General features: G+C 71.7%; 11 protein-coding genes. 9 read left to right on the top strand and 2 right to left on the bottom strand.

Annotation, left to right across the window (positions count from 1 at the left end; genetic code table 11):
* Positions 1 to 14: 14 nt before the first annotated feature.
* Positions 15 to 467, bottom strand: coding sequence for a metallopeptidase family protein (locus tag DEI94_RS10175; RefSeq protein WP_111026180.1), 453 nt, complete (start codon positions 465 to 467; stop codon positions 15 to 17).
* A gap of 42 nt (positions 468 to 509) precedes the next feature.
* Here DEI94_RS10175 and DEI94_RS10170 point away from each other — a divergent pair, with 42 nt between their 5' ends.
* From DEI94_RS10170 to secA, 8 genes are all read left to right on the top strand, one after another.
* On the top strand, positions 510 to 719 hold the full coding sequence (locus DEI94_RS10170) for a DUF3499 family protein (protein WP_111009557.1): 210 nt from the start codon (positions 510 to 512) through the stop codon (positions 717 to 719).
* Positions 720 to 824: 105 nt separating this feature from the next.
* Positions 825 to 2303, top strand: a complete 1479-nt coding sequence (gene ahcY, locus DEI94_RS10165; RefSeq protein WP_111009636.1) for an adenosylhomocysteinase — start codon at positions 825 to 827, stop codon at positions 2301 to 2303.
* 133 nt (positions 2304 to 2436) lie between these two features.
* A complete protein-coding gene (mtrA, locus tag DEI94_RS10160) occupies positions 2437 to 3114 on the top strand; it encodes an MtrAB system response regulator MtrA (RefSeq protein ID WP_111009558.1) in 678 nt (225 codons plus the stop codon).
* Between the two features lie 3 nt (positions 3115 to 3117).
* Positions 3118 to 4839, top strand: coding sequence for an MtrAB system histidine kinase MtrB (mtrB, locus tag DEI94_RS10155; RefSeq protein WP_258377967.1), 1722 nt, complete (start codon positions 3118 to 3120; stop codon positions 4837 to 4839).
* On the top strand, positions 4836 to 6506 hold the full coding sequence (locus DEI94_RS10150; protein WP_111026178.1) for an LpqB family beta-propeller domain-containing protein: 1671 nt from the start codon (positions 4836 to 4838) through the stop codon (positions 6504 to 6506). Before mtrB ends, DEI94_RS10150 begins: the two co-directional genes overlap by 4 nt.
* Before the next feature lie 101 nt (positions 6507 to 6607).
* Positions 6608 to 7300, top strand: coding sequence for a ComF family protein (locus tag DEI94_RS10145; protein ID WP_111013448.1), 693 nt, complete (start codon positions 6608 to 6610; stop codon positions 7298 to 7300).
* 90 nt (positions 7301 to 7390) lie between these two features.
* Positions 7391 to 8092: a ribosome hibernation-promoting factor, HPF/YfiA family gene (gene hpf, locus DEI94_RS10140; protein WP_111009561.1), complete on the top strand. Its 702-nt coding sequence runs from the start codon at positions 7391 to 7393 to the stop codon at positions 8090 to 8092.
* 223 nt (positions 8093 to 8315) lie between these two features.
* Positions 8316 to 11129 (top strand): preprotein translocase subunit SecA, encoded by a 2814-nt coding sequence (gene secA / locus DEI94_RS10135; protein WP_111009562.1) that lies wholly within the window; start codon positions 8316 to 8318, stop codon positions 11127 to 11129.
* 140 nt (positions 11130 to 11269) lie between these two features.
* On the opposite strand, the gene DEI94_RS10130 is transcribed toward secA, so the two are convergent.
* Positions 11270 to 11863 carry an Rv3235 family protein gene (locus tag DEI94_RS10130; protein ID WP_220037849.1) on the bottom strand — a complete coding sequence of 198 codons (594 nt, stop codon included), beginning with the start codon at positions 11861 to 11863 and terminating at the stop codon, positions 11270 to 11272.
* A 139-nt stretch (positions 11864 to 12002) separates the two neighbouring features.
* Between DEI94_RS10130 and DEI94_RS10125 the strand changes: the two genes are divergently transcribed.
* Entirely contained in the window at positions 12003 to 13496 is a 1494-nt protein-coding gene (locus DEI94_RS10125) for a sensor histidine kinase (RefSeq protein ID WP_111009563.1), read from the top strand.
* Positions 13497 to 13619 lie beyond the last annotated feature (123 nt).

Here is a 13619-nt window from a genome sequence, read left to right as displayed (position 1 = left end):
TCGGCGGGACGGGGTCAGAGGTGCCGGTACCGGTCCGGGGCGAGGTCCCAGGGGTCCTTGTCGAGGAGCTCCGCGACCGCCCGGAACACCGCGGTCTCGACGACGATCCGGCGGTCGACGTCGTCCTTCTCGGGCAGGTGCGTCAGCCGCTCGACCGGGATCCGGTAGATCGTCACGCGGTCCGGCCGTCGGTCGATGCGCCAGCGTGGCACCGTGCGGTCCGCCGGGTCGGGTGCGGTCGCGGTCGACGGCATGTCCGCCACCTGGAACACGACGCCGTGCAGTTCGTCGGGCCACAGCTCGACCAGGTAGTGCGCCGTGTCGCCGACGATGCGGTCGAACGCCTCGGCCCGGGTGACCACGGGCGCGAGGTCGGGTCCGGTGACCGACGAGCGTCCGCCCCGGCCGTGCCGCGAGCGACCGCGGGCCCGGTCGACGGGCGTCACGAGGGGGCGTCGGCGGACCATGCGGCCATGGTACTGCCGGGTGCCCGGTAGGTTGGGCGGGAGATGGACGTGCGGATCTGCAGCAAGGTCGCCTGCGGGGCGGGGGCCGTGGCGACCCTGACGTACGACTACGCCGACTCCATGGTCGTCGTGGGACCGCTGTCGATCCGGGTCGAGCCGCACGGGTACGACCTCTGCGGCCGGCACGCCGAACGCCTCTCGGTCCCACGGGGGTGGCAGGTGGTGCGCCGTGCGCCCCTCGGGCGCGACTGACGACGGCCGGGTCCGTCGCCCGGCGGTCGCCACCGCCCGCCGGCCGGGAGGCGCGGTGCGAGCCCGCCATGTGCCTCCCGGCCGGAGGGTGGGAGACTGGTGGTCATGCCCACCGACATGCAGACCGCGCTGCCCCACCGCGTCGCCGACCTGACGCTCGCCGAGGCCGGCCGACACCAGATCCGCCTCGCCGAGCACGAGATGCCCGGCCTCATGGCACTGCGCGAGGAGTTCGGCGCGTCGCAGCCGCTCGCGGGTGCGCGGATCGCGGGATCGCTCCACATGACCGTGCAGACGGCCGTGCTCATCGAGACCCTCGTCGCGCTCGGCGCCCGGGTGCGCTGGGCGAGCTGCAACATCTTCTCGACGCAGGACGAGGCGGCCGCGGCGGTCGCGGTCGGCCCCACGGGCACTCCGGACGCCCCCGCCGGTGTCCCGGTGTTCGCCTGGAAGGGCGAGACCCTCGACGAGTACTGGTGGTGCACGAACCGGATCTTCGACTGGTCGGCCGAGGCCGCGGCCGAGGGCGCCGACTGGATCGGGCCGAACATGATCCTCGACGACGGCGGCGACGCCACGATGCTCGTGCACGAGGGTGCGGACGCCGAGTCCGCCGGAGCCGTCCCCGAACCGGCGTCCGACGCCGCGGCCGAGCGTCTCGTCGTCCTCCGCACGATCGCCGAGTCGCTCGCGACCTCGCCCGACCGGTGGACCCGGATCGCGGCCGAGCTGCGCGGGGTGACCGAGGAGACCACGACGGGCGTGCACCGTCTGTACGAGCTCGCGCGCGCCGGCGTCCTCCGGTTCCCGGCCATCAACGTCAACGACTCCGTGACGAAGTCGAAGTTCGACAACCGCTACGGCATCCGGCACTCGCTGCCGGACGGCCTCAACCGGGCCACCGACGTCCTCATCGGCGGCAAGGTCGCGTTCGTCGTCGGCTACGGCGACGTCGGCAAGGGCGCGGCCGAGGCGCTCCGCGGACAGGGTGCCCGCGTCATCGTCTCCGAGGTCGACCCCATCTGCGCGCTCCAGGCGGCCATGGACGGCTTCCAGGTCGCCCGGCTCGAGTCCGTCCTCGACCAGGTCGACATCGTCGTGACCTGCACGGGCAACGTGGACGTCGTGACGGTCGACGACATGCTCGGGCTGAAGCACCTGGCGATCGTCGCGAACGTCGGCCACTTCGACAACGAGATCGACATGGCCGGACTCGAGCGGCTCGAGGGGGCGGAGCGGATCGAGATCAAGCCCCAGGTGCACGAGTGGCGCCTGCCGAACGGCCGGAGCGTCCTCGTCCTCAGCGAGGGGCGGCTCATGAACCTCGGCAACGCGACCGGCCACCCCTCGTTCGTCATGAGCAACTCGTTCACGAACCAGGTGCTGGCGCAGATCGAGCTCTGGACCCGACCCGAGGCGTACCCGACCGATGTGTACGTGCTGCCGAAGCACCTCGACGAGAAGGTCGCACGACTGCACCTGGACGCGCTCGGCGTCGAGCTGACCACGCTGGACGCCCGACAGGCCGACTACATCGGCGTGCCGGTCGAGGGCCCCTACAAGCCCGAGCACTACCGCTACTGACGTCCCGGCGGCGCGGCGGCGATCCCCGCGGGCCGCCGCCCCGCCGCGCCCGGCCGTCGTGACCGGGTCCCTCGGTTATGGTGGCAGCACGGGCGCGTCGCAACGCCCGGCACCACCGATCCTGAGGGGGACCATGAGCCCGCGCATCCTCGTCGTCGACGACGACCAGGCGCTCGCCGAGATGATCGGGATCGTCCTCCGGTCCGAGGGGTTCGAGCTCGAGTTCAGCGAGGACGGCACCGACGCGCTCGAGGCCTTCCAGAGCACGCGACCGGACCTCGTGCTGCTCGACGTCATGCTGCCGGGTGTCGACGGGATCGAGGTCTGTCGCCGGATCCGTGCCGAGAGCGGCACGCCGATCATCATGCTCACCGCCAAGGGCGACACCGCCGACGTCGTGTCCGGCCTCGAGAACGGTGCCGACGACTACGTGGTCAAGCCGTTCAACCCGAAGGAGCTCGTCGCGCGCATCCGCACGCGCCTGCGCCCGGTGGCGAGCGACGCGGCCGTCCTCACCGTCGGGGACCTCACGGTCGACGTCCCCGGGCACGAGGTCCGGCGCGGTCGCACCCCGATCGCACTCACCCCGCTCGAGTTCGACCTGCTGCGCGCCCTCGCCGAGAAGCCGAACCAGGTGTTCACGCGCGAGATGCTGCTCGAGCAGGTGTGGGGGTACCACTACAAGGCGGACACGCGACTGGTCAACGTCCACGTGCAGCGGCTGCGCGCCAAGATCGAGCACGACCCGGACAACCCGCGCATCGTCACCACCGTGCGCGGCGTCGGCTACCGGGCGGGTTCGCAGGGCTAGCCGTTGGCCAGGCTCGCGGCCCGCGCGACGCCGACATCCGTCGCGTCCCCCGGGGCGGTCACCGTCCGGCAGGTGTGGCGGCGCACCCGGCGATGGATCCGGCGGGGGTGGCGCGCCGTCGCGTTCCTCTGGCGACGGTCCCTGTTGTTCCGCGCGGTCGCCATCACGGTCCTGACGACCGGGCTCGCGGTCAGCGTCATCGGCACCGCGATCACCCTGAGCATCACGAACAACGTCTACGCCCAGCGGCGGGACCAGATCGAGGCCGAGTCGGAACGCGCGACCGTCCTCGCGCAGAACATCTTCGACGCCGCCACCGCCGCCGAGGACAACAACCAGGTCGAGCTCGAGACGCTGCAGAACGAGGCGCAGACCTCGATCCTGACCACCACGACGAGCCCCGGCGGCACGAGCATCGCCATCCTCCGCACCCCGGGGCAGTCCACCACGCAGACGCTGCAGAACATCGCGAGCCCCGACTTCCCGGACTCGGTGATCACGCCCGAGTTGCGGAAGGCCGTCGCGAAGGACTCCGGTGCGCTCCGGCTGCAGGCGGTCGCGCTCGAGGACGGCGGACGACGGGAACCGGGGCTCGCGGTCGGGTCGACGCTCCAGATCCCGAGCGCCGGGCAGTACGAGCTGTACCTCGTCTACGACCTCAGCGACGCGCAGAAGACGCTGGACTTCGTGTCGCAGACGCTGTCCGTCGGCGGCGTGGCGCTCGTCGTGCTCATCGCGCTCGTCACGTCGCTCGTCGTCCGCCTCGTCGTCGGCCCGGTGCGCGTCGCGGCCGAGACGAGCCGCAAGATCGCCGCCGGTCGACTCGACGAACGCATCCCCGTGCGGGGCGAGGACGACATCGCGATCCTCGCCACGAGCTTCAACGGCATGGCCGACGTGATGAGCCGGCAGATCACCCAGCTCGCCGAGCTGTCCCGCGTGCAGCAGCGGTTCGTGTCGGACGTGTCCCACGAGCTCCGCACGCCCCTGACGACCATCCGGCTCGCGGGCGACGTCCTGTTCGACGCCCGACACGCGTTCGAACCAGCGGTGGCCCGGTCGAGCGAGCTCCTGCACACCCAGATCGACCGGTTCGAGTTGCTGCTGGCGGACCTGCTCGAGATCTCGCGGTACGACGCCCAGGCGGTGCAGCTCGAGACGGAGCCGGTCGTGCCGGCGGCGCTCGCGACCGACATCGTCGACGAGTTCCGGCCGCTCGCCGAGTCGGCCGGAGTCGAGCTGCAGGTCGCCACACCGGGCGGCCACGTCGTCGTGCAGGCCGACGGACGACGGATCCGGCGCGTGCTCCGCAACCTCGTGGGGAACGCGATCGAGCACGGCGAGGCCAAGCCGGTGCAGGTCGTGGTCGACAGCGACGCCGACACGGTCGCGATCGCCGTGCGCGACCAGGGCGTCGGGATGCCCCCGCAGGACGTCGAGCGCGTGTTCGACCGGTTCTGGCGGGCCGATCCGAGCCGACAGCGGACCATCGGCGGGACCGGCCTGGGGCTCGCGATCAGCCTCGAGGACGCACACCTGCACGGCGGGCGGATCGACGTCTGGTCGCGGCCGACGGTCGGATCGGTGTTCGTGCTGACGCTCCCGCGCCGCGCCGGCGACGCGGTGACGCGGTCGGTGATCCCGTTGCCCGCGCTCGACGACCTGGAGGACGAGCCGCGCCTCCCGGCCGTCCCTACCGACGGTGACGGAGGGCCGCAGCGGTGACCCGGCGCGTCCTCACCGCGCTCGTCGCGACGCTCGTGCTCGTCGTGCTCACCGCCTGCGCCGCGATCCCGACCGGCGGTGCCGTGCAGAAGGGCGGCCGCGTCGAGGACCAGGCGCCGTCCGGCGTCGACTACCGCCCGAACGGGCCGGTCAAGGGCTCGGACCAGGAGACCGTCCTCCGGCAGTTCATCGACGCGGCCACCGGTGCCCAGGACAACTACGCGGTGGCACGGGAGTTCCTGACGACGGGGTTCGCGCAGCGGTGGAACCCGCGGCAGAGTGTGACCGTCCGCCAGGGGAGCGGCACCGTCGCGCGCACCGGGGACCGTCGGCTCTCGTACACGATGACGGTGTCGGCCACGGTGGACGCCGACGGCGAGTACACGCAGGCCGACAGCGACGCGACGTCGACGCTGACGTTCCAGTTCCGCAAGGAACGCGGGCAGTGGCGGATCAGCTACGCGCCCGGCGGGATCATCCTGTCGCCCGTCAGCTTCGAGTCGGTGTTCCAGGCGCACGCCCTGTACTTCTACGACCCGACGTACCACTACCTCGTGCCCGAGGAACGGTGGTTCCTCGCCCGGTCGTCGACGAGCACGCGGATCGCGAGCGCGCTGCTCGCCGGGCCGAGCGAGTGGCTCAAGGGAGCGGTCGTCACGGCGTTCCCCGAGGGCACGCAGCTGTCCCTCAACGCCGTGACGATCGAGAGCGGGTCCGCCCAGGTCGACCTGACGAGTGACGCGCTGAAAGCGACCACGGTCGAGAAGGTCCGGATGCGCGAGCAGCTCACCGCGAGCCTGGCGTCGGTCGCGAGCATCTCGTCCGTGACGATCACGGTCGAGGGCACGAGCCTCGACGTGCCCGACTCGACGGGCACGAACGCCGAACGCGACCCCGACGTCGACGCCCGGCCGCTCGTCGTCGCGAAGAACGCCGTCGGCAACGCAGCCGCGGGAGCCGTCGACCAACTCGCCGGCATCGCGGACAAGATCCGCGGCCTCGACCCGGCGTCACTCGAGGTGACGGCGGCGGGCACCTCCGCCGCGGTCGGCACGGCGGACGGCGTGGACGCCGTCCGGTCCGGGTCGAGCGCTCCCGTGCAGGTGGACACGCGGAGCGGTCTCGTCGCGCCGTCCATCGACGACGAGGGCTTCGTGTGGTCGGCCCAGGCGGCGGACCCCCGGTCGGTCGTCGCGTACGGGCTCGAGGGCGATCCACACCCGATCTCGTCGAGCCTGCCCGACGGCCGACTCGTCGCGTTCCGCGTGTCGCGGGACGCCACCCGGGCGCTCGCGCTCATCGACACCGACGAGGGCGCCGCCCTGTACGTCATGGGCGTGCTCCGGAACTCGCAGAAGCAGCCGACCGCGCTCGGCGCACCCGTCCGGGTGCCGGTCGCCGCGGGCACCCCGGTCGACGCGACGTGGCAGAGCGACCTCGAGGTGGCGTCGCTCGGCTCCACCGCGACCGGCTCGACCGTGACGTCGTCGACCATCGGCGGGCGTTCGACGACGCTCAACCGCCCGTCCGGTTCGGCGACGACGATCGTCGGCGGTGCGTCCGACTCGCTGCTCCTGCGCATGACCGACGGCCGTGTGCTCGCCGAGAGCGGCGGTGGCTGGGACGACAGCGGCGTGACGGCGGCCGTCCTCGGCACGCAGCGGTAGGCCGGGAGGCCCGTCCTCCCCCGGCGCTCCCGTCCGGACCGCCGTCCACCGACTGATGGATCCGGCGCCGAGTCACGCGGCCGCGGCGCGACGATCGAGGCATGGGGGAGCGGGAAGCCGACCGGTGGCGGGACGCGGCGATCGAGGCGCTCGGCGTGCTGCTGCCGGTGTCGTGCGTCGTGTGCGGGCGTGACGACCGCCCGGTGTGCCACGCGTGTCTCGAGGACCTCGCCGCGACCCCGTCGTGCGTCCGGCTCGTGGCCGGCGTCCGGCTCGACGCCCCGTTCACCTACCGGGGGACGGCCCGGGCCCTCGTGCTCGCGTTCAAGGTGCACGGACGGCTCGACGTCGTCGGACCGCTGGCCCGCCCCACCGTGCGGGCACTCCGGGGGGCGCTCGCCGAGGCGCCCGACGCGGTCGTGGTCCGGGTGCCGTCCTCGCGGGCGGGACGTCGGCGGCGGGGATTCGACCCGGTCGTCGTCCTGCTCCGTCGCGGTGGGTTCCGGACCGCTCGCGTGCTCCGACGGGTGCCGGACCCGCGGGCCCGCGGCCGGCGCGACGGCGGCCAGAAGTCGCTGTCGGCGGTGGACCGGGTGACCGCGACGGTCGGCACCCTCCGCGCGGTGGACGTGCGCGACCGCGCCGTCGTGCTCGTCGACGACGTCGTGACGACCGGGGTGACCATGGCCGAGGCCATCCGGGCGGTCCGCGCCGCGGGCGGCCGCGTGGTGCGGTGCGTGGCGACGGCGAGCGTGGAGCCGTCCTCCCCGTCGGAGGCTGGGACCGGACCCTGAATCGTCGCGTGCACCCGGGTCTACGCTCGCTCGAAAGGCGTCTGGAGTCGCCACGAGGAGGCGACGCGCCGAGTCTGGATGGGAGCCGCCATGGACATCTCGATCACGGGACGGAACGTCGGGATCACCGACCGTTTCCGCGCCTACGCCGAGGAGAAGTCCGCGAAGATCGACGCGCTCGCCGATCGTGCCGTGGCCTTCGAGGTCCGGGTCAGTCGACACCACGAGAAGAGCAGCGGGGCGAGCGGCGACGACCGCGTCGAGCTCACCCTCATCGGTCCCGGGCCGCTCATCCGCGCCGAGTCGACCGCGTCCGACAAGTACGCGGCGTTCGACCTGGCGTTCGCCCGCATCGCCGAACGGTTGCGGCGTGCGAAGGACCGCAAGAAGGTCCACCGGGGCCGTCACCGCCCGACCTCGGTCGCCGAGGCGGCGGGTGACGGGTTCGCCACGATGGACGTCGTGCCCGCCGACGGCACGCTCATCGAGACGGTCGCGACCGGCAGCCTGCCCGTCGTGACGGACGAGGCCCAGGCGGCGGACGAGGACGCCTACAACCCCGTCGTCATCCGCACGAAGGTCTTCGCGTCGTCCCCGATGACCGTCGACGACGCGCTGTACTACATGGAGCTCGTCGGCCACGACTTCTACCTCTTCATCGACGCCGAGACGGAACGCCCCAGCGTCGTGTACCGCCGCAAGGGCTGGGACTACGGCGTCATCGCCCTGGACGACGCCGCACCCGTCCAGCAAGAGGCCGCGACGGTCGAACGCGCTGGCGTGACCGTCTGACCTCCGCGCACGACCACGAGGGCCCCGCTCGGCACCACACGGTGCGGTCGGGGCCCTCGTGTCCGCCCCGAGCGAACGGGCGCACCCATCGGCTCCGGCAGCGCCCGCTGCCCAGGTGTGCGGGCGCGGAGGTTGCTAGCATGGCTGGCTGATCAGGCGCGCGCGACCGGCCGTCCGGAGGCCCCGAGCGATCAGCGCCAGACGACACCATGAGGAGTCTCGATTGACCAACGTGCTGGAGAAGGTCCTCCGCATCGGCGAAGGGCGCACGCTCCGACGCCTCAAGGCCTACGCCGAGGCGATCAACGACCTCGAGGACGACTTCGCCACCCTCAGCGACGAGGAACTGCGCGACGAGACGCGTGAGCTGCGCGAGCGGTACGCGAACGGCGAGTCCCTGGACGACCTGCTGCCCGAGGCGTTCGCCGCGGTGCGTGAGGCGTCGAAGCGCACGCTCGGGCTCCGTCACTTCGACGTCCAGCTCATGGGCGGTGCCGCGCTGCACCTCGGGAACATCGCCGAGATGAAGACCGGTGAGGGCAAGACGCTCGTCGCGACGACGGCCGCGTACCTCAACGCCATCGCCTCGCGCGGCGTGCACGTCATCACCGTCAACGACTTCCTCGCGAGCTACCAGTCCGAGCTCATGGGCCGCGTGTTCCGCGCGCTCGGCATGACCACCGGCTGCATCCTCGCGGGGCAGGAGCCCGCCGAGCGTCGCGAGCAGTACGCCGCCGACATCACGTACGGCACGAACAACGAGTTCGGCTTCGACTACCTGCGCGACAACATGGCGTGGCAGGCGTCGGACATGGTGCAGCGCGGGCACTTCTTCGCCATCGTCGACGAGGTCGACTCGATCCTCATCGACGAGGCCCGCACGCCGCTCATCATCTCCGGACCGTCCTCGGGCGAGGCCAACCGCTGGTTCACCGAGTTCGCCACGATCGCCACGCGCCTGCGTCCCGGCGTCGACTACGAGGTCGACGAGAAGAAGCGCACGGTCGGCGTGCTCGAGCCCGGGATCGAGAAGGTCGAGGACTACCTCGGCATCGACAACCTGTACGAGTCGGCCAACACCCCGCTCATCTCGTTCCTCAACAACGCGATCAAGGCCGACGCCCTGTTCAAGCGCGACAAGGACTACGTCGTCATGAACGGCGAGGTGCTCATCGTCGACGAGCACACCGGTCGCATCCTCATGGGCCGCCGGTACAACGAGGGCATCCACCAGGCGATCGAGGCGAAGGAGGGCGTCGAGGTCAAGGCGGAGAACCAGACCCTCGCCACCATCACGCTGCAGAACTACTTCCGCCTGTACAAGAAGCTCTCCGGCATGACCGGTACCGCCGAGACCGAGGCGGCGGAGTTCATGTCGACGTACAAGCTCGGCGTCGTCCCGATCCCGACGAACAGGCCGATGCAGCGCAACGACCAGACGGACCTCGTGTACAAGAACGAGCCCGCGAAGTTCGAACAGGTCGCCGCCGACATCGAGCAGCGGCACGAGAACGGCCAGCCCGTCCTCGTCGGCACGACGAGCGTCGAGAAGAGCGAGTACCTGTCCAAGCTCCTCGCCAAGCGCGGCGTGAAGCACGAGGTGCTCAACGCGAAGAACCACGCGCGCGAGGCCGCGATCGTCGCCCAGGCGGGTCGTCTCGGTGCGGTCACGGTCGCCACGAACATGGCCGGCCGCGGTACGGACATCATGCTCGGCGGCAACGCGGAGTTCCTCGCCGTCGCCGAGATGCACGCGAAGGGGTTGTCCCCGACCGAGACCCCGGATGAGTACGAGGCCGCGTGGGACGACGTGTTCGCCCGCGTCAAGGCCGAGGTCGAGGTCGAGGCCGAGAAGGTCCGCGACGCCGGTGGGCTGTACGTGCTCGGCACGGAGCGACACGAGTCCCGGCGCATCGACAACCAGCTGCGTGGTCGCTCCGGTCGACAGGGCGACCCCGGCGAGAGCCGCTTCTACCTGTCCCTCACCGACGACCTCATGCGGTTGTTCAACTCCGGCGCGGCCGAGAGCCTCATGGGCCGCTCGAACGTCCCGGACGACCTCGCGATCGAGAACAAGCTCGTCGGTCGTGCGATCCGCTCCGCGCAGGCCCAGGTCGAGGCCCGGAACGCCGAGATCCGCAAGAACGTGCTGAAGTACGACGACGTCCTGAACCGCCAGCGCGAGGCCATCTACGACGACCGGCGCCGCATCCTCGAGGGCGACGACCTGCACGACCGGTCGCAGCAGTTCCTCGAGAGCGTGGTCAACGAGATCATCGACTCGCATACGGGCGAGGGCTCCCCGGACGACTGGGACCTCGATGCGATGTGGACCGAGCTCGGGACGCTCTACCCCGTGTCGATCACCATCGACGAGGTCATCACCGAGGCCGGATCGCGGGGCAAGGCATCGCGCGACTTCCTCGGCCGCGAGATCCTGTCGGACGCCAAGCTCGCGTACCAGAAGCGCGAGGAGGCCCTCGGCGACGAGGCCATGCGCGAACTCGAGCGCCGCGTCGTCCTGTCGGTGATCGACCGACGCTGGCGCGACCACCTCTACGAGATGGACTACCTCAAGGACGGCATCGGTCTCCGCGCGATGGCTCAGCGCGACCCCCTCGTCGAGTACCAGCGCGAGGGCTACGCCCTGTTCCAGAGCATGATGGGCCAGATCCGCGAGGAGTCCATCGGGTTCCTGTTCAACCTCGAGGTCCAGGTGCAGCGTGACGGCGAGACGGCCGTCATCGACGCCAAGGGCCTCGGCGAGGACTCGGAGGCCGCCGGGCTGGAGTACTCGGCACCGTCGATCGACGGCGAGGTCGAGGTCCGTGACCAGAGCGGTCGCCTCGAGCAGGCCGCGACCGCACTCGCGCAGCGGCAGCAGGCCGTCGCCGAGGCCGAGCAGGTCCCGGGTCCCGAGCGGGGGTCGTCGTTCGGTGCTGCGGCGACGGCGTCCGGCCAGCGCGGTGCCTTCGGGCAGCGCGACACGGCGCCGACGAACCGGGCGGACCGTCGGGCGCAGGCCAAGAAGAGCTGACCGGGAGCGTTCCCGGAACGGCGGCGGTCCTCCTCGGGCCGTCGCCGTTCGGCGTTCCCGCACCCGTCGCCGGTGAGCCCTGCGCTCCGGTGCGGTCCGCGCCGGTCAGCCCTGCGCTCCGGTGCGGTCCGCGCCGGTGGTCAGAGGACGCTGACCGCGGTCGCGCGCCATCGGCCGTCGCGGCCCTCCAGGCGGATCGCGACCGCACGAGTTCGTGCCCGTGCATGCACGATGACGGTGGCCTCGGCGACACCGTCGCTCGGTTCGCGGACGATCACCGAACCGATCGAGAAGACGGGCCGGCGCGGCGCCGTCCGGCGTACCGACCGCGCGCGGGCCGCCAACCGGACGCGGACCTGGAGGTGTCGGTGCACGTCGTCCGTCACCCACCGCGCGATCTGGTCGAGTTCACGGGCGCCGGCGAGGATCTCGACGACACAGCGGGCGAGGTCCCGCGCGACGGGGGTGGGGTCCGGCAGCGCTGCGCGAGGGGGCTGCGGTGCGGCGTCGGCGCGGCGGAGCCGGCGCGGCCCGGCGGTGCGCCGCGGCGCGTGCTCGGCAGAGCGATCCGGCTCGTGCCCGGGAGGCGTGGGGCGGAGGACCGCGCCGTCGAGCGCCGTGGGCAGCGGAGGAGCCGGCTGCGCTCCGTGCTCGGTCAGGGCGTGCCGCCCCTGACGGCGCGTGCCCCGTCCCTCCGGTCCGTCGTCGGTGCGCTGTGCGGCACGGTCGTCCATGAGCCCCCTCGTGGTGCGGTGGTGCGGCCTCCCCGGCCACGCCCTCAGGCTACTGACCGTTGGAATGTGACATTTAATCCCCGGACCGAGGTGGGGACGGTCGCGGGGAGGACCGGAGGCGGCCACTTAGACTTGCTCCGTGTCGACCCTCAGTGACCTCGTTCTCGCCCAAGGCCGGTCCACCGACGCGGACGTCGAGTGGCTCCACCTGCTCGTGGGCGACGGTCAGCTCCTCGCCGACCTGTCGTTCGCCGACATCGTGGTGTGGGTGCCCGCGGAGGACGGCTCGTTCGTGGCCGTCGCGCACGCGCGGCCGTCGTCCGCCGCGACGCTGTTCTACCGCGACGTCGTCGGGCAGGGCGTGCGGGACGAGTGGCGCGACCAGATCACCCAGTGCTTCGAACGCAGCGAGATCGTCGACTCGGCGGAGCCCGACTGGTACGAGGACACCCCGACCCGCGTGCGCGCGATCCCGGTCCTGCGTCGGTTGTCCGCCACGAGCGCCCAGACGACGGAGGCGCCCATCGCCGTCGTCACACGCCACTCGAACGTCAACGAGCAGCGCACGCCGAGCCGCCAGGAGCTGACGTTCAACTCGAGCGCGAACGACCTGTTCGGCATGATCGCCACGGGGGACTTCCCGGACATCGGCGCACCGACCGGTCCGCGTCGGGGCGCTCCTCGTGCCTCCGACGGACTCCTGCGACTCGACGTCGGGGGCGTCGTCACCTTCGCGAGCCCGAACGGCCTCAGTGCCTTCAACCGGATGGGCTTCGAGGGCGAGCTCGAAGGGCTCTCCCTGGCCGAGGTGACGACCGGGCTGCTCGGGAATCAACTCGTCGTGGACGAGTCCCTGCCGCTCGTCGTGACCGGTCGCGCTCCGTGGCGCACCGACATCGAGGCGAAGGGCGTGACCGTGACGCTCCGCGCGATCCCCCTGCGCGACCACGGGGAGCGCATCGGGGCGATCGTGCTCTGCCGTGACGTCACCGAGCAGCGGCACCAGGAGCGCGAGCTCATCACGAAGGACGCGACGATCCGCGAGATCCACCACCGCGTCAAGAACAACCTGCAGACGGTCGCGTCGCTCCTCCGCATCCAGGCGCGTCGCACGCATTCGGAGGAGGCCCGGGAGGCCCTGCAGCAGGCGATGCGTCGGGTCGCCGCCATCGCGGTCGTCCACGACACGCTCTCGACCGGTCTCAGTCAGAACGTGGACTTCGACGACGTGTTCGACCGCGTGCTCATGCTCGTGACCGAGGTCGCGGCGAGTCACAACACGACCGTGCGCCCCAAGAAGACGGGCGAGTTCGGTGTGCTCCCGAGCGAAGCGGCGACGCCGTTGGCGCTCGGCCTCACGGAACTCGTGACGAACGCGGTGGAGCACGGGCTCGACGGCCGTGACGGCGAGGTCGAGATCGTGGCCGACCGGTTCGAGGACCACCTCGAGGTGCAGGTGCGCGACAACGGGCGCGGACTCCCCGAGGGCAAGGTCGGTGCGGGACTCGGCACGCAGATCGTGCGGACCCTGATCCAGGGCGAACTCGGCGGCACGATCGACTGGCACACCTTGGTCGGCAGCGGTACCGAGGTCACCATCGGCATCCCCTTCCGGTGGTCGGAGCAGTCGTAGGGCTTCGGCCTCGGGATCGCGCGGGGTCCGAGTCGAGGGACGACGGGCGCGGCAGGACGACGTGGGGTGGAACGACGACGGCGCCCGGTCCCCTGGGGGACCGGGCGCCGTCGGCGTCGGAAC

Source organism: Curtobacterium sp. MCBD17_040, from assembly GCF_003234805.2.
Taxonomy (GTDB): domain Bacteria; phylum Actinomycetota; class Actinomycetes; order Actinomycetales; family Microbacteriaceae; genus Curtobacterium.
This window is presented reverse-complemented; position numbering and strand designations above follow the sequence as displayed.